Source organism: Leucobacter chromiiresistens (genome assembly GCF_001477055.1).
GTDB classification, from domain to species: domain Bacteria; phylum Actinomycetota; class Actinomycetes; order Actinomycetales; family Microbacteriaceae; genus Leucobacter; species Leucobacter chromiiresistens_A.
The window spans coordinates 55,001-71,502 of sequence record NZ_LDRK01000004.1; the positions used below are offsets into that span (position 1 = coordinate 55,001).

12 protein-coding genes are annotated in these 16,502 nt (G+C 71.6%); 7 read left to right on the forward strand and 5 right to left on the reverse strand.

The features are described 5' to 3' along the window. Nucleotides 1–56 precede the first annotated feature (56 nt). Together NS354_RS00505 and NS354_RS00510 are read left to right on the forward strand one after the other, a co-directional pair. Nucleotides 57–1,847 (forward strand): S1C family serine protease, encoded by a 1,791-nt coding sequence (locus NS354_RS00505; protein WP_058592671.1) that lies wholly within the window; start codon nucleotides 57–59, stop codon nucleotides 1,845–1,847. Between the two features lie 117 nt (nucleotides 1,848–1,964). Beyond that, nucleotides 1,965–4,358, forward strand: coding sequence for a CDP-glycerol glycerophosphotransferase family protein (locus NS354_RS00510; RefSeq protein ID WP_058592672.1), 2,394 nt, complete (start codon nucleotides 1,965–1,967; stop codon nucleotides 4,356–4,358). Between the two features lie 78 nt (nucleotides 4,359–4,436). On the opposite strand, the gene NS354_RS00515 is transcribed toward NS354_RS00510, so the two are convergent. Then, complete coding sequence (locus NS354_RS00515) at nucleotides 4,437–5,495, reverse strand: glycosyltransferase family 2 protein (RefSeq protein ID WP_241490277.1); 1,059 nt, start codon at nucleotides 5,493–5,495, stop codon at nucleotides 4,437–4,439. Between the two features lie 77 nt (nucleotides 5,496–5,572). Between NS354_RS00515 and NS354_RS00520 the strand changes: the two genes are divergently transcribed. After that, nucleotides 5,573–6,805 (forward strand): CDP-glycerol glycerophosphotransferase family protein, encoded by a 1,233-nt coding sequence (locus NS354_RS00520; protein ID WP_058592674.1) that lies wholly within the window; start codon nucleotides 5,573–5,575, stop codon nucleotides 6,803–6,805. Nucleotides 6,806–6,885: 80 nt separating this feature from the next. On the opposite strand, the gene NS354_RS00525 is transcribed toward NS354_RS00520, so the two are convergent. Both NS354_RS00525 and NS354_RS00530 read right to left on the reverse strand, forming a co-directional pair. Continuing rightward, on the reverse strand, nucleotides 6,886–7,662 hold the full coding sequence (locus NS354_RS00525; RefSeq protein ID WP_193750668.1) for an ABC transporter ATP-binding protein: 777 nt from the start codon (nucleotides 7,660–7,662) through the stop codon (nucleotides 6,886–6,888). 1 nt (nucleotide 7,663) lies between these two features. Continuing rightward, entirely contained in the window at nucleotides 7,664–8,452 is a 789-nt protein-coding gene (locus tag NS354_RS00530; protein ID WP_058592675.1) for an ABC transporter permease, read from the reverse strand. 129 nt (nucleotides 8,453–8,581) lie between these two features. Between NS354_RS00530 and NS354_RS00535 the strand changes: the two genes are divergently transcribed. The 3 genes from NS354_RS00535 to NS354_RS00545 are packed head-to-tail and all read left to right on the forward strand — an operon-like array spanning nucleotide 8,582 to nucleotide 11,516. Beyond that, nucleotides 8,582–9,673 carry an ABC transporter ATP-binding protein gene (locus NS354_RS00535; protein WP_058592676.1) on the forward strand — a complete coding sequence of 364 codons (1,092 nt, stop codon included), beginning with the start codon at nucleotides 8,582–8,584 and terminating at the stop codon, nucleotides 9,671–9,673. Further along, nucleotides 9,643–11,214 (forward strand): hypothetical protein, encoded by a 1,572-nt coding sequence (locus NS354_RS00540; RefSeq protein ID WP_058592677.1) that lies wholly within the window; start codon nucleotides 9,643–9,645, stop codon nucleotides 11,212–11,214. The genes NS354_RS00535 and NS354_RS00540 overlap by 31 nt, the downstream gene beginning before the upstream one ends. A 29-nt stretch (nucleotides 11,215–11,243) precedes the next feature. After that, nucleotides 11,244–11,516: a DUF3039 domain-containing protein gene (locus tag NS354_RS00545; RefSeq protein ID WP_010156787.1), complete on the forward strand. Its 273-nt coding sequence runs from the start codon at nucleotides 11,244–11,246 to the stop codon at nucleotides 11,514–11,516. A gap of 10 nt (nucleotides 11,517–11,526) precedes the next feature. Here the strand turns inward: NS354_RS00545 and NS354_RS00550 are convergent, their stop codons facing one another. After that, nucleotides 11,527–12,843: a nicotinate phosphoribosyltransferase gene (locus tag NS354_RS00550; RefSeq protein ID WP_082677816.1), complete on the reverse strand. Its 1,317-nt coding sequence runs from the start codon at nucleotides 12,841–12,843 to the stop codon at nucleotides 11,527–11,529. 85 nt (nucleotides 12,844–12,928) lie between these two features. After that, nucleotides 12,929–16,261, reverse strand: a complete 3,333-nt coding sequence (locus tag NS354_RS00555) for an error-prone DNA polymerase (protein ID WP_082677817.1) — start codon at nucleotides 16,259–16,261, stop codon at nucleotides 12,929–12,931. On the opposite strand from NS354_RS00555, the gene NS354_RS13060 reads away from it, so the two are divergent. Beyond that, on the forward strand, nucleotides 16,207–16,502 hold a 296-nt coding region (locus NS354_RS13060), incomplete at its 3' end, for a PHP domain-containing protein (RefSeq protein WP_153002061.1). The genes NS354_RS00555 and NS354_RS13060 overlap by 55 nt on opposite strands.

Here is a 16,502-nt window from a genome sequence, read left to right on the forward strand (position 1 = left end):
CAAGTGAAATTCATAGGAAGGATCGCCAAGCTGGAGCTACACGAAGGGAGCCCCCCATGAGCACCACACCCGAGTACGGCCCGGACGGTCGACCCATCACCCCCGCTGCAGCGGCGAGCGCGGACGAGTCGACGCCGACTCCCGACCAGACGACGAAGCTTCCGACGGCGCCGGCAGAGGTCGCGCACGCCGCGTCGCAGCCCCTCGCCGAGCAGCCGACGCATCCGGTTCAGGCGGCGCTGCCGCAGCAGCCGACGCAGCCGGTCCAGGCGACGCAGCCGCAGCAGGCGACGCAGCCCGTGCCGCAGTCGCACCCCGCCCAGCAGTCTCAGCCCGCGGCGTACGCCTCCGAACATCCGTACGCCTCCGAACATCCGCACGCCTCCGAGCATCCGTTCGCCGCCGCCGGATCCGCCGACCCGCGGCTGCACCCCGCACACCCCGATCAGGCGGGGGCGCGCCCCGAGCATCCCACCGTGCAGCTTCCGGAAGCGCACCACCCGACGGCGACGGCGACCGCCCCGGCCCCCGACACGCATCCCGGATCGCACGCTTCCGGCGGGTTCGGAGGAGGTGCATCTCACGGACCGCACGACGGCCACCGCACGGGGAAGTCGGGCGACGGCAGGCAGCGCACCGGCATGCTCCTCGCCGGGCTCGCGGTCGGCGCACTCCTCGGCGGCGTCGCTGGCGGAGGCGTCGCCGCAGTCGTGTCGGCGAATGCGCCGCAGACCAGCTCGACCGCGGCCGGCGGGAGCAGCGCGATCACGCTGAACAACGCGGAGAACGCCACAGCCATCTCCGGGGTGGCCGCAGTCGCGACCCCCAGCGTGGTCACCCTCGAAGTCGCCGGCGGCAGCTCCAGCGGCTCTGGCTCGGGAGTGATCTACTCCGACGACGGGTACATCGTCACGAACGCGCACGTCGTCACGCTCGACGGCGCCGCGATGGACGACGCCTCCATCAGGGTGAAGCTCAGCGACGGGCGCATCTTCGACGGCAGCCTCGTCGGCGTGGACCCGTACGCCGACCTGGCGGTCGTGAAGGTCGACGCCACCGACCTGCCCGCAATCGAAATCGCCGACTCCGACAAGATCGACGTCGGCGACCTCACCGTCGCGATCGGCGCGCCGCTGAACCTGGCCAACACCGTGACGAGCGGCGTCGTGAGCGCGCTCAACCGCGGCATCTCGGTCGGCAGCCCGCTCCTCGAGAACCAGCCGACCCCCGACGACGAGAGCGGCGAGGGCGACTCCGGCGGCGGGCTCCCGTGGGACTTCCGCTTCGGCCTGCCCGACGACCAGGGCCAGCAGTCGCAGCAGCAGACGTCGTCCGGGAGCGTCACGCTTCCCGTGATCCAGACCGACGCGTCCATCAACCCCGGCAACTCGGGCGGCGCTCTCCTCAACGGCAACGGCGAACTCATCGGCATCAACGTCGCGATCGCGTCGACCTCCACGACGGGGGAGACCGCGGGGAGCGTCGGGCTCGGCTTCGCGATTCCCGCGAACCTCGCCTCCCGCGTCGCCGATGCGATCATCGCGGGCGAGCAGCCGTCGCACGGCCTCCTCGGCGCCTCGGTGGCGGACTCGTCGCAGGACACCGACGCGGATGCGAACTACGCGGGCGGCCTGCTCGTGGAAGTCGTGCCCGACGGGGCGGCCGCGAAAGCCGGCCTGAAGGCGGGCGACGTGATTACCGCCGTGGACGGCGTCTCCGCGGTCGACGGCACCTCCGTGTCCGCCTTGATCCGCTACCACGAGGGCGGCAGCACGGTGCGGATCGATTACATGCGCAACGGAGAAGCGGGGCAGACCGAGGCGACCCTCGGCACGCTCGAGTGGTGACCGCGAGCCGCTGAGTCGCTACGGCCGCGCTCGCGCCGCGGGAGCTCCTGGTGGGAGCCCCGCGGCGCAGACGCGCACCCGCCCATCCGCAGCACCCGATGCCCTACAGTGGTACTGATGAGTACCGCCGGATTCGACTTCGCGAGCGGCAACCTCTCGAAGCTCCTCGCCCTCCCGAAGTACGTGCTGTCGCTCGTGCTCTCCTGGTTCGTGCCGCGCGTGGGCGACCGGTGGGTGTTCGGAAGCGCCGCAGGCGTGGGCGAGGGTGCGCTCGCCGTCGCACGCGCCCTCCTCGCCGAGCAGCCGGACGCCCGCATCACCTGGATGGTGGCCGACGAGGCCGAGGCCGAGCGCGCGAGAAGCGAGGGGTTCGTCCCTGTCGTGAGACGGGGGCGAGCCGGATTCTGGGCGACGCTGCGCGCCGGGCACATCGTCGTCACCCACGGGCTCGGCGACGTGAACCGGTTCGGGGTCACCGGCGGCTTCATCGTGCAGCTCTGGCACGGCGCGCCGCTCAAGCGGCTCCACTTCGATTCGCCGGTCACCACCGCAGTCGCCGGCCCGCCCCTGGTCAGATCGCTGCTCACCCGCATGTACCGAGCCGGGGCGCAGCAGATCGACCTGTACGTCGCGGGCTCCCCGACGGCCGCCGACCGGCTGCGCTCCGCGTTCCGCGTGCACCCCGGGAGAGTGCGGGTGCTCGGCGACCCGCGCGACGACGCGCTGGTCCGATCCGCGGGCGCCGCGGAAGGGCTGGACGCTGCGCGCGACGAGGTGCGCGCCCACCTGGAGCGGGACGGAGCGAGCGTGCCGGCCGGGCGCTCGCTCGTGCTCTATGCCCCCACGTGGCGGGACGGCGCAGCTGATCCGGCGATCCCGACGTCGGCTGAAGCGGACATGATCCGCGAGATCTGCGAACGGACGGGAAGCCACCTCGTGATCCGCCCGCACCCGCTGGGGCGGGGCGCGTACGACGGGTTGATCGGCGACCGCGTGCACGTGCTCGGCTCCGATTCGCTCCGAGACATCACCCCCGTGCTGGGCGCGTTCGACGCGGTGATCACCGACTACTCGTCCATCGCCCTGGACTTCTCGGTGCTCGGCCGACCCATCATCTGGTTCGCTCCCGACCTCGAGCAGTACGGCGGCACGCGCGGCCTGTACGAGCCGCTCGCGGTCACGGCCTCGGGGCGCGTCTTCCGCGACTGGGCGGGCGTCGTGCAGGCGTGGGCCTCGCTCTCCGCGCCCGGCGAGCGCAGCGCCTTCGCGCGCGATGCGCGCACCATCGCCGACCGTTTCCACGTCCACCGCGACGGTCGGTCCGCCGAGCGGGTCCTCGCCGAGATCCGGCGGCTCCGCACCCCGGTCGCGGAGCTCATCGACCCCGAGGGCGTCTTCTTCGAGAGCTTCTACGGGCGGCAGGTCAGCTGCAACCCCCTCGCACTCGACCGCGAGATCGCCCGGCGGTTCCCGGATCGCACGCGCTACTGGAGCGTCACCAGCGAGCGCCAGTCGGTGCCGAGCGGCGCCATCCCGCTGCTCGTCGGCGGACGGGAGTGGTTCGCGGCGCGGCGCGGCGTGCGGCTGCTCATCGTGAACGACTGGCTGCGCTACGGGTTCCGCCGCCGGCGCGGACAGGTCGTGCTGCAGACCTGGCACGGCACGATGCTGAAGCACCTCGCGCTGGGCCGCCCCCGGGTGAGTCTCCGCACACGGATCGCGATCCGCAGGGAGAGTCGGCGCTGGAGCCTGATGCTGTCCCAGAATCCGCACTCGACGGAGCAGTTCCGCGCGAGCTATGCGTTCACCGGCGAGATCCTCGAGACGGGGTATCCGCGCGACGATCGTCTGGCGCAGGCGATCGCCGGGGAGACCGTGAACCCCGTGGCGGTCCGCCTCGCGCGCGCCGAACTCGGAGTGCCCGTCGACAAGCGGGTGCTCGTGTACGCGCCGACCTGGCGCGACCGCGGCGTCACGCTGGTCGACGACCTCGACGTGCGGCGACTCGCCGAGCAGCTCGGGGAGGAGTGGGTCGTCGTGGCGCGCGGGCACACGCGCACCCACGCATTCGGCACCTATTCGGATGCCGGCGGCCGCGTCGTCGACGCCTCGCAGCACCCCGACGTCTCGACCGTCATCCTGGCCGCGGACGTGCTCGTCACCGACTACTCGTCGATCATGTTCGACGCCGCGGTGTCTCGCACGCCGATGCTGTTCTTCGTCCCCGATCTCCCGGCCTACCGCGATCGGGAGCGGGGGTTCACCTTCGACTTCGAGCGCGAGGCGCCCGGCCCGCTGCTCGACTCCCGCGACGCCGTCGTCGAGCACGCCCGCGCGCTCGCGTCGGCCGGGCGCGACGCGGCGTGGGTGCGCGGCTTCGCGGGCGCGGCGGAGGAGTGGCGCGCGCGCTTCGCACCGCACGATGACGGCCGCGCCGCGGTCCGCGTCGTCGACGCGCTGATCGCACGCGGTGCCCTTCCGCAGCCCGGCGCGATCGCAGCCCGAGGATAGGCGGACGGGTCGGCCCGGTGCCGCGATGGCGGATCGGGGCGGGCGAGCCGCCCCCGGAGGGCTCGCAGGCCGCGTCCGCTAGACGCGGGAGCGGTCCACGACGCGCCCGCGGCCGAACACGCGTCCGCCGCCGAAGACGATGCCGCGCAGGAATCCCGCACCCCAGCTCAGGTGCATCGTCGCGAGCGTCGCGGCGGTCAGCATCCGATCGCGCACGCTGTGCTGCGCCGGGATGCGAGCCACCGCGACGCCGATGCCGGCGAGGTACGCCGCCATCGGCACGAGCAGCACCGGCCAGCCCGAGGCCCAGGGGAGTACGCCGGCGACGAGGAGCACGAGTCCGAGGGCACTCGCTGCGAGGCCGAGCACCAGGGTGCCCGGAGCGAAGAATCGCCACGGGTTCGCGCGTCCGTACTTGCGCACGAGCACGGCGCGCCAGGTGCCGGTCGCGAAGAACTGGCGGGCGAGGTCGGCGAAGCTCGCCCGGGGCCAGTAGGTGACGCCGAGCGCGGGCGAGAACCAGACCCGGCCGCCGGCTCTCCGGATCCGGAGGTTGAGCTCCCAGTCCTCGCCCCGCAGGATCTCCCGATCGTAGCCGCCGACGGCTTCGATGGCCTCGCGCCTGAAGATGCCCAGGTAGGCGGACTCCGCCTCGCCCGCGTCGCTGTCGCCGTGGTAGGCGCCGCCGCCGAGCCCGTACGGGCTGTTGTACCCCCGCGCGATGGCGCGCTGCACGTCTCCGTCGCCGGCCGCGCGCATGACGCCGCCCACGTTCGCCGCGTGCTCCCGGCCCAGGATCTCGACCCCGAGGCGCGTGTAGTCGGGCGTCAGCTCCGAGTGCGCGTCGACGCGCACGATGATCGGGTGGCGGCTGACCTCGATGGCGCGGTTGAGCCCGGCCGGGATGTCGCGCTCCGGGTTCCCCACGAGGCGCACGCGGGGATCCGCCTCCGCGAGCGCCTCGGCGATCGCATCGCTCCGATCCGTCGAGGGGCCGAGCGCGAGCACGATCTCCTTGGCGCCGGCGTAATCCTGGGCGAGGATCGTGCGGACGGCGCGTTCGAGGAATCCCTCCTCGTTCAGCACGGGCATGACGTAGCTCACAGCCGGGAGGTCGGGCAGGGCGGGGAGTTGCACGCGTCGATCCTCGCACATTCCGTGCCCGCGCCCGACGGCTCAGCTGCTTCTGCGCCGCATCGGGTTAGGCTTGCAGGATGCAGTTGGCGAAAGATGTGAGTCGCGCTCTCCGGCTCGGCAAGCGCGTGCTCAAGAGGCGTCAGGCGTACTCGCAACTGCGCCAGCTGGTCGAGGAGCGCGGGCCCCTGCCGGAGGGGGCGTTCCGGATCGGCGTCTACTTCGCCGACAGCGACGTCAACATCTACCAGATGCGGCAGTGGTATGCGCCGCTGCAGAAGCTCTCGGAGCGGTGGCCGGTGCTCGTGCTGTCGCGGAACGCGTCTGGGGCCCGGCAGCTGATGCGCGAGAGCGGACTCGCCGTCGAGTTCGTGCGCCGCGTCACGGAGATCGAGCAGGTGCTCGAGCAGCAACGGCTCGACGTGATCCTGTACGTCAATCAGAACACCCGCAATTTCCAGATGATGCGGTACGGCCAGCGGTGGCACGTCTTCATCAATCATGGCGAGAGCGACAAGATGTACATGACGAGCAATCAGCACCAGGCGTACGATTTCGCGTTCGTCGCCGGTGATGCGGCCCGCGAGCGGCTCGCGCGCGCGCTCTGGAACTTCGACGTCGACGCCCGAACCATGTCGATCGGTCGGCCGCAGACCGACCACCTGGAGGGCGCCCCGCCGTTCACCCCCGACGAGCGCACCGTCGTGCTGTACGCCCCGACTTGGGAGGGCGACCGGCCCGCGGCGAGCTACGGGTCCGTCGCGAGCCACGGAGAGGCGCTCGTGCGGACTCTCATCGGCACCGGCCGGCACCGCGTGGTGTACCGCCCGCACCCCCGCAGCGGGGTGGTCGATGCCGACTTCGGGGCGGCGAACGAGCGGATCATCGCCATGATCGACGCCGCCAATCGGGTGGATCCGTCGGCGCAGCACGTCTACGACACGAGCGCGCGCCTCGGGTGGCAGCTGAGTCTTCCGGACGTCGCGATCTGCGACATCTCCGCGATGGTCTACGATCGGCTCGCGACGGGCCGTCCGCTGATGGTCACGCGCCCCGTCTCTCCCGAGGCGGCTGTCGACGAGCAGGGGTATCTCGGAGTGTGCGAGTGGCTCGACGCCGCGGAGACGCCGCAGATCGCGGCGGTGCTGGATCGCGTGATCGGCGACGACGAAGCCCGCGAGCGCCTCGACACCTGGTCGGCGCACTACTTCGGCGATACCGCTCCCGGCGCGCCCACGCGCAGGTTCCACGCGGCGATCGCCGGCCTGCTCGAGCGCGCCGACGCCGAGCGGGCCCGTCGCGGCCTCGCCTGAGGCGCCCGGGCGGCCCGGCGCTCAGCCGAGCCGCGGGCGGAGCGGCCGGGGCGGGCGACCCGAACGGGCCCGACGTCCGCTCACACGGGGTGATCGGCGTTGTAGCGCTCGAGCACCGCTTCGATGTCGCCGTCGAGCACGAGCCGGCCGCGATCCAGATACAGCCCGCGGGAGCAGAATCGCCGGAGATCGCGCTCGTTGTGGGAGACGAGGAAGAGCGTCTTGCCCTCCGCCAGGATCTGCTCGATGCGCGCGTAGCACTTCGCCCGGAAGGCCTTGTCGCCCACGGCGAGCACCTCGTCGACGAGCAGTACCGGCTCGTCGAGCTGCGAGATGACCGAGAACGCGACGCGCACCTTCATCCCGCTCGAGAGATGCTTGAACGGCGTATCGACCACGTCCTCGGCCCCCGCGAACTCGATGATCGAGTCGAAGCGCGCCGCGATGGTGCGCTTGCTCAGCCCGTGGAGCCCCGCGGTCAGCCACACGTTGTCGCGCACCGTCAGGTCGCCGACGAAGCCGCCGGTGATCTCGATGAGGGGAGCCACTCCGGCGTTGACCTCGACGCGGCCCTCATCCGGGAACAGTACGCGGGCGACCAGCTTGAGCAGCGTCGACTTGCCCTGTCCGTTGCGCCCGACGACGCCGATGGCCTCGCCGGCGCGGACGTCGAAGGAGACGTCGCGCAGCGCCCAGAAGTCGCCGGGCCGCTCGCGGCGTGAGCGGCCGGACAGCAGATCCTTGAAACTGCGGCGCGATCCTCGGTTGCGGCGGAATCGGACCCCGAGGCCCGATACCGAGATGATCCGCTCGGCGGTCTGCGGGGCAGCGCCGGTGCCCTGATGCGATGCGTTCACGTTACAGCTCCTTCAGCACGCCGCCGATGGTGCGGCGGAAGACGAGGATCCCGATCCCGAGGAACAGGAGCGTCATACCGATCGACGCCGCGATGAGCGGCCAGTCGATCTGATCCGGGAAGAATCCGGCCCGGAAGAGCGCGAAAATGCCCGAGAGCGGGTTGAACCACGCGAGCGGCCGCGCGAACTCGGGCAGGTCCTGCGCGCCGTAGATGATCGGGGAGGCGTAGAACAGCACGCGCAGAACGAGCTTCGTCGCCCGCTCGAGGTCGCGGAAGAAGACGACGAGCGGCGCGACGATCAGTCCGACGCCGAGTGTCAGTGCGGCGAGCAGCAGCACCGCCACGGGCATGAGGAGGACGCCCCAGCCGACGTGCGCACCGCTGAAGATCGCGAATGCCACGAGCACGGGCAGGCTGAGCAGGAACTCGATGCCCTTCGAGCACACGATGCGGCCCACCCAGATCCAGTGGGGGAGCGCCACCGATCGCACGAGTTTGACGTCGCGCAGGAAGGCGCGGGTCGAGTCGGAGATCGCTCCGTTCACCCACACCCACGGCAGTAGGGCGGTGAGCAGGAAGACGATGTACGGCTGCTCGCCGACCGTGCGCTGGAAGACCTGGGTGAAGACGAACCAGTAGATGAGGCTCATCAGCAGCGGATCGAGGATGGACCAGAGGTACCCGAGCAGCGAAGTCGCGTAGCGCACCTTGAGGTCGCGGCGCGTCAGCAGCCACAGCGACGACCACGCGCTGGCGCGCCGGGTACGGGAGGGAGGTGAAAGGGTCACGTTGCTATTCTGCCGTCTTCCGGCGGGCGGCGAGGCCAGGCGAGCGCACGGCGAACCTTTGCTAAATTAGTAGCCGTGCCGCCCGTGACCTCGTCTGCCCTGCCCGAGCCCGAACCCCAGAGGGGGTCGATGCCGAGTGAAGCGACGGTGATCGGCGAGATGTCGAGCGGAACGGGGGCGGGATCGCGCCTGCGTCCGAGCCGCACGGCCGGCGGGCAGCCCGTTCCCGCTCGACCGGCGGAACCCGCTGCACCGGCGCCCGCGCACCCCTCCGCCCCTGCCGAAGCCCCCGCGGCTGCACCGGCTTCGGAGCCGACCGCCGACGAGGCCGCGACCGCCTCCGCGGAGGCGAACGCCACGCGGAGCGCTCCGCGGACGCCCCGCACCGGCCGCATCGAGGTTCCGGTGCCCTCGGTGGTGCGCGCCCGCGAGCGCGGGCGCATCGCCGAGCAGAACCCCGTCGTGCTGCGCACGGAGATGCTGACGAAGACGTACGGGTCGCTCGTCGCCGCCGGCGACGTGTCGATCGACGTGCACGCCGGGTCGTTCACCGGGTTCGTCGGGCCGAACGGCGCGGGGAAGACCACGACGCTCTCCATGATCAGCGGGCTCCTGCGCCCCACGTCGGGACGGGTGACGGTGAGCGGCGTCGACGTGTGGGCCGATGGCCCGGCGGCGAAGCGACTCATCGGCACGCTGCCCGACCGGCTGCGGCTGTTCGATCGTCTCACCGGCGCGCAGCTGCTGTACTACAGCGGTGTGCTGCACGGCGTGCCCGAGGCCGCGGTCGCGACGCGGTCGGCGGAGCTCGCTGAGGCGTTCGGCCTCGAATCCGCGCTCGGGCGGCTCGTCTCCGACTACTCCGCCGGCATGCAGAAGAAGATCGCACTCGCCTGCTCCATGATCCACGCGCCCGAGGTGCTGGTGCTCGACGAGCCGTTCGAGGCCATCGACCCGGTATCGGCGTCCAACGTGACCGAGATTCTCGAGCGATACGTGTCGGGCGGCGGCAGCGTGGTGATGTCGAGCCACAGTCTCGACCTCATCCAGCGCGTCTGCGACCACGTGTCGATCATCGTCGACGGCAGCGTCATCGCCCAGGGCACCGTCGACGCGGTGCGCGACGGGCTGAGCCTGGAGGAGCGCTTCGTGCAGCTCACCGGTGCGAGCGAGACGCGGAAGGGACTCGAGTGGCTTTCCGGCTCTTCCGACTCCGAGTAGCGCTGCTCGGGGGCGGCTTCCGCGGTTCGTTCGGCCGGGCATTCCGCACCACGCTCCGCTCCCTGATCCTCGCAGCCGCGGCAGTGCTCCTCGCGATCGCGCCGCGCATGCTGCTGGACGACGCGCACGAGCGGTCGGTGGTCGATCTCATCATCGGCACCGCGATCCTGCTCGGCGCGTTCCTCGTGCCCTTCTTCGAGAACCGCCGCATGCTCGAGCCCCGCCAGTTCGCGCAGTACCCGGCGAGGCCCGGCGCGATCGCAGCCGCGCTCCTCGCGTCGACCGTGGCCACCTGGCCCTGCTTCCTCCTCGTGATCTGGCTCGCGACGCTCGGCGTCGCGCGCCCCGAGTGGCACGACGCCGCCGGGGTGCTCGTGCTGGCGTTCGTGCTGGCAGCACTCCTCGCCGTCACGGGCGCACGCGTCACCTCGCTGCTGTCGCGCCTGCTCGCGGGGCAGCGCTTCGCCGGCGCGCTCCGCACCGCCGGAGTCGTGCTCGTCGTGGCCGCGCTGCCGCTCGCCGTCTTCGCCGGCGCGACCGTGATGGCGCCCGGCGGCTTCGAGACGGCCGATCGCGTCGCGGAGCGGCTCGCGTGGACGCCGTTCGGGGCCCCGTTCGCCGCCGTGCAGGCCGCCGCCGCGGGCGACACGGACGCTGCCGGCGGGTACCTCGCCGTCCTCGCGGGGGCGATCGTGCTGCTCCTCGTGATCTGGTTCCCGACCGTCGCGGCGTCGAACCAGCGCATCGAACGCCCGCTGTCGCCCGGCGTGGCGCGCAGCGGACTCGGGTGGTTCGAGCGGTTCTCCGCGCGGCCCGCCCAGGTGATCGCCGCTCGGCAGCTCACCTACTGGGCGCGCGACCCCCGCTACCGGGTCGCGCTGTTCGCCATCCCGCTCGCCCCCGTGTTCATGCTGCTGGCCTTCTGGGTGGCCGGCGCGCCGCTCACCGCGCTCGCGCTCGTACCGCTGCCCGTGATGCTGCTGCTGCTCGGATGGTCGCAGCACAACGACATCGCCATGGACTCCACGGCGATCTGGGAGCACGTCGCGAGCGGCACCCGCGGTCGTTCGGACCGGGCGGGGCGCCTGGCGCCGGTGCTCATGATCGGCCTGCCGCTCGCCGTCATCGGATCGAGCGTGACGGTCACCATCGTGGGCGACTGGCGCATCCTCCCGGCGGTCATCGGGATGAACGTCGGCGTACTCCTCGTCGCGTGCGCCGTCTCCTGCATCTTCTCGGTGCTGACGCCGTACCCCGCGACTCGCCCCGGCGACAGCCCCTTCGTGCAGCCGCAGGGCGCGGGCAACGGATCCGGCCTCGCCCAGACCCTCGCGATGGTCCTCGCGCTGGCACTCGCCGTGCCCCCGGTGTGGTTCGCCGTCTCCGCCGTCGTCGAGGTGGAGTTCGCCGCGAATCTGTGGGCCCTCGGCTTCGGCATCGGGTACGGGCTGGTCGTGCTGGTGCTCGGCGTGCTCATCGGCGGATGGCTCTTCGACCGCAGCGGCCCCGAGCTCATCGCCGTCACCCAGGTCTTCGATTGAGCCCCCGGCTCGCGGAGTAGACTGTGCGCATGGGCATCTTCACGCGCAACGATTCGGAACCCGCAGGGGGCACGGATGTGCTCGACCGCGAACTCGAGAAATTGCTCGAGGATTCGCAGATCGAGGATGGGGACCACGAGCGGTTCTCCCACTACGTGCCCAAGGACAAGATCATGGAGTCGGCGATGACCGGGAAGCCGGTGCGCGCGCTCTGCGGCAAGAAGTGGACGCCCTCGCGCGATCCCGAGAAGTTCCCCGTCTGCCCCGACTGCAAGCGGGTCTACGAGCGGATGCGCAAGTAGCGCCTGCCGCTCAGCGGTACTCGGTCGGGATCGCCGGGTCGCCCCGCGTCAGGCTCATCGCGACGAGGGGCAGCTCCGAGACGCTCACCCGGTGACGTTCGCGTGCAGCGGCGATGCCGTCGAGACCCGTGAATCCGGGCTGCAGGACACCGTCCACGACGAGCGGCACGAGCACCTCCCGGCCCGCAGTGTCGTCCGCCTCGGTCGCGCCGCCGGGTCCGTCGCCGAGCAGAATGAGCTCCTTGGCGGCGACGCCGTCCGCGCCGAACGCGCGCCGCACGCTCTTCCGGCCGCCGACGGATGCCTTCTCCGCCGACTTCTTCGCGACCGACACCCAGGCACCCGTCGCATCCTCGTGGGCCACGAGCTTGTAGACCATCCCCATCGTGGGGGTTCCCGAGCCCACCACCACCGACGTGCCCACTCCGAAGCTGTCGACAGGAGACGCGGCGAGCGCCGCGACGGTGTGCTCGTCGAGGTCGTTCGTCACCGTGATGCGCGTGCGCGTCGCACCGAGTTCGTCGAGCAGGTGCCGCACGCGGCGCACGACGACGGGAAGATCCCCCGAGTCGATGCGCACGGCCCCGAGATCGACGCCTGCGACCTCGATCGCGGTGCGCACGCCCTGGTCGATGTCGTAGGTGTCCACGAGCAGCGTCGTGTCCGTGCCGAGTGCGGCGACCTGCGCCGCGAACGCCTCTCGCTCGGAGTCGTGGAGCAGCGTGAAGCTGTGCGCGGCGGTTCCCATCGTGGGGATCCCGTGACTGCGACCCGCCTCCAGATTCGACGTCGCGGTGAACCCGGCGATGTAGGCGGCCCTCGCCGCGGCGACGGCGCTGTACTCGCCCGTGCGTCGCGACCCCATCTCGGCGAGCGGTTTGCCCGCCGCGGCGTGCACCATGCGCGACGCCGCGGTTCCCACCGCTGAGTCGGCGTTCAGGATGCTCAGTGCGAGCGTCTCGAGGAGCACGCCCTCGGCGAAGCTGGACTCGACGGTGAGCAGCGGCGAACCGGGGAAGAAGACCTCGCCCTCGGGATACCCCCAGATGTGACCGCTGAACCGGAAGTCGGCGAGCCAGTCGAGGGTCTGATCGCCGACGACCCGCTGCTCGCGCAGGAACGCCAGCTCGGCGTCGGTGAAGCGGAAGCGCTCGATCGCTTCGAGGAGCCGACCGGTGCCCACGACGACGCCGTAGCGCCGGGCGCCGGAGAGCCGCCGGGCGAAGAGCTCGAACACGCTGCGACGGTGAGCGGTGCCGGCTTGCAGCGCCGCATCCACCATCGTGAGTTCGTAGTGGTCGGTGAGCAGCGCCGTCGAGGTATGCACTCCGTCAGCTTAGCCGTTCGTTTGAACCGGTCGTCTGAGCCGGCGTCTGAGCCGGTCGTCTCGGGCGACGCCGAACCCGGCGGTGTCACCGGAAGTCGCGGGAGTTCACGCCGATCGGGGCCGCGAGCGGTTCGAACGTCTGCGCGATCACGTTGACGACGCCCTCGGGCGAGCGTTCGAGCACGCCCCGGATGATGAGCGCGGGAGAGGCCCGGGCGACGAGCCGGTTGCGCGCCCAGACCTTCGCCCACGTCACGATGTTGACGGTGCCCGCCTCGTCTTCGAGCGTGAGGAACGTGATCCCGCTCGCAGTGCCGGGTCGCTGCCGGTGCGTGACGAGGCCCGCCACCTCGACGACCGATCCGGGCTGGGTGTGCCGCGTGCGATCCGAGCGCACGACGCCGCGCGCGTCGAGCCCGTCGCGCAGCAGGGCGAGCGGATGCGTGCCGGTGGCGACCCCGGTCGTCCAGAGATCGAGGGCGGTCTGCTCCGCCGTGTTGAGCACGGGGAGCAGCGGCGGTTGCACGTGCACCGCGATGCCCGGCAGAAACCGTTCGCGGTTGTCTGAGGCGGGGGCAGCCGCCCACAGCGCCTCCCGCCGGTCGAGGCCCAGACTCTCGCAAGCGCCGGAGGCGGCGAGCGCCTCCAACCGGGTGCGATCGAGATCGGCCCTCCGGGCGAGGTCGGCGAGATCTACGAACGGCGCCTGCGCGCGGGCGCGTGCGATGCGCTCCGCGGTGTCGCGCTCGATCCCGCGGATCTCGGTGAGGCCGAGCCGCACCGCGAAGGCGCCGTCTCGTCGGTGGAGCGCGCTCGTGTCGGGGGAGTCCCGCACGAATGGGCCGGGGGCGGGGTGATGCGAGGCCAGGCAGTCGTCGGAGCCAGTCGGCGGCCGACGGTTCTCGACTCCATCGGAGCCGGGTGCGCGGGGTGCGAGCGGCTCGAGGGTCGACAGCGCATCGGAGTGCTGCACATCGGGCGGGCGCACCTCGACGCCGTGCCGGCGCGCATCCTCCGTGAGGGAGCGGGCGTTGTAGAACCCCATGGGCTGCGCGCGCAGCAGGCCCGCGAGAAACGCTCCCGGGTAGTGCAGCTTGCACCAGGAGCTCACGTACACGATCAGCGCGAAGCTGATGGAGTGGCTCTCGGCGAACCCGAAGCCGGCGAACGCCTCGATCTGCTCGTACATGCGCGTCGCCTCGTCGCCCGTGATGCCGTTCGCGGCCATGCCCTCGAAGAGCTTGGCCTTGAGGCTGTCGATGCGCTCCTGGCCGCGCTTCGAACCCATGGAGCGGCGCAGCAGATCCGCGTCTTCACCGCTGCACCCGCCGACGGTCATCGCCATCTGCATGAGCTGCTCCTGGAAGAGCGGCACCCCGAGCGTGCGCTTCAGCACCGGCACGAGCTTCGGGTGCGGGTAGACCACGTCCTCCTGCCCGTTCTTGCGCCGCAGGTACGGGTGCACCGCGCCGCCCTGAATGGGGCCGGGCCTGATCAGTGCGATCTCGATAACGAGATCGTAGAACCTGCGGGGCAGCAGGCGGGGGAGCGTGTTGAGCTGGGCGCGGCTCTCGACCTGGAAGACGCCGATCGCATCGGCCCTGCAGAGCATGTCGTACACGCCCGCCTCCTCCTTCGGCACCGTGTCGAAGGTCCACTGCTCGCCGGTCGACTGGGCGATGATGTCGAAGGTGTGCCGCAGGGCGCTGAGGATGCCGAGCCCGAGCATGTCGAACTTCACGAGCCCCATCGTCTCGCAGCCCTCCTTGTCCCACTGCAGCACGGTGCGGTGCTCCATGCGCGCGTGCTCGATGGGGCACACCTCGCCGACCGGGCGCTCCGTCAGCACCATGCCGCCCGAGTGGATGCCGAGGTGGCGCGGCGCCGTCTGGAAGGCCTGCGCGAGCCGCTGCACGGAGACCGGGATCGGGCTCTCCGGATCCTCCTCGATGGTGCGTCGGCGCTCGAGGGCGCGCGTCCACGCGCGCTGCTGCCCCGCGCTGTAGCCGAGCGCCTTCGCCGCATCGCGGATCGAGGCCTTCGGCTGGTACGTGATGACGTTGGCGACCTGCGCCGCATTGCGCCGTCCGTAGCGCTCGTAGACGTACTGGATGATCTCCTCGCGCCGTTCGGAGTCGAAATCCACATCGATGTCGGGCTCCTCGTCGCGGAGGCTCGAGAGGAAGCGCTCGAACGGGAGATCGTAGAAGATCGAATCCACCGACGTGACGCCGAGCACGAAGCAGACGGCGGAGTTCGCCGCCGACCCGCGCCCCTGGCAGAGGATATCCCGGCTGCGGGCCTCGCGCACGAGGTCGTGCACGATCAGGAAGTAGCCGGGGAAGTTCTTCTGCTCGATCACCTCCAGCTCCCGCTCGATGCGTGTGCGGTGGTCGTCGGGCATCGCGATGCCGTAGCGCCGCTCGGCGCCCTCCCAGACGAGTGCGCGCAGCCAGGTCATCTGCGTGTGCCCCTCGGGCACGTCGAGTCGCGGCAATCGGGGTCGGGCGGCTCGCAGCGGGAATGCGAGCTCCTCGGCGAGCGGAACCGTGCGGGCGACGGCGTCGGGGTGCCGTGCGAAGCGTCGCAGCATCGCGGAGCCGCTGCGCAGGTGCGCGGCGCCGGAGGCGGGCAGGTGGGGATCGAGTTCTGCGAGGCTGCGCCGGGCGCGCACGGCCGCCATCGATTCGGCGAGCGGCGCATCGGCGGCGGTCGCGTAGTGCACGTTGCCGGTCACGACTGTCGGCAGGCCGCGTGCGGCTGCCAGCTCGGCGAGACGGTCGTTGCGCGGATCGTCTCCTGGATGCCCGTGATGGCTGAGTTCGACGTGCACGTTGTCGCGGCCGAAGAGCGCGGTCAGCCGGTCGAGTTCGACGAGCGCCTGCGCGTCGCCCGCTGCGCGGGTCGGGGCGCTGTCGAGAGCGCGGCGCACGGAGCCCTTGCGGCAGCCGGTCAGGATCGCCCACTCGCCTCCGCCGGCAGCTGCGAGGGCCTCGAGATCGTAGACCGGACGCCCCTTCTCGCCGCCGCCGAGCTGCGCCTCGGTGATGGCCGCCGCGAGCCGGTGGTATCCGCTCGCGCCCCGGGCGAGGACGAGCAGGTGGGAGCCCATGGGATCGGCGGCTCCCAGCTGGGGCGCGTCGAGGCCGAGCGAGAGCTCCGCTCCGTACACGGTGAGCGGGGCCGCCTCGGGCGAGCGCCGTGCCAGCGCATCTGCGGCATCGGCGAACGCCGCCGCGCCGTAGAAGCCGTCGTGGTCGGTGAGTGCGATGCCGGCGAGCTGCAGGCGGGAGGCCTCGGCGATGAGCTGCTCGGGGGAGGAGGCCCCGTCGAGAAAACTGAAGTGCGAGTGGGCGTGGAGCTCTGCGTAGGGGACGACCGCCCCCCGCGCCCCCGGGGCCGGTCGTCCCCTACGCAGAGCTCCACGCCCACTCGCACTTCAGTTTTCTCGACGGGGCCTCCTCCCCCGAGCAGCTCATCGCCGAGGCCTCCCGCCTGCAGCTCGCCGGCATCGCACTCACCGACCACGACGGCTTCTACGGCGCGGCGGCGTTCGCCGATGCCGCAGATGCGCTGGCACGGCGCTCGCCCGAGGCGGCCCCGCCCACCGTGTACGGAGCGGAGCTCTCCCCCCGCCTCGACGCCCCCCAGCTGGGAGG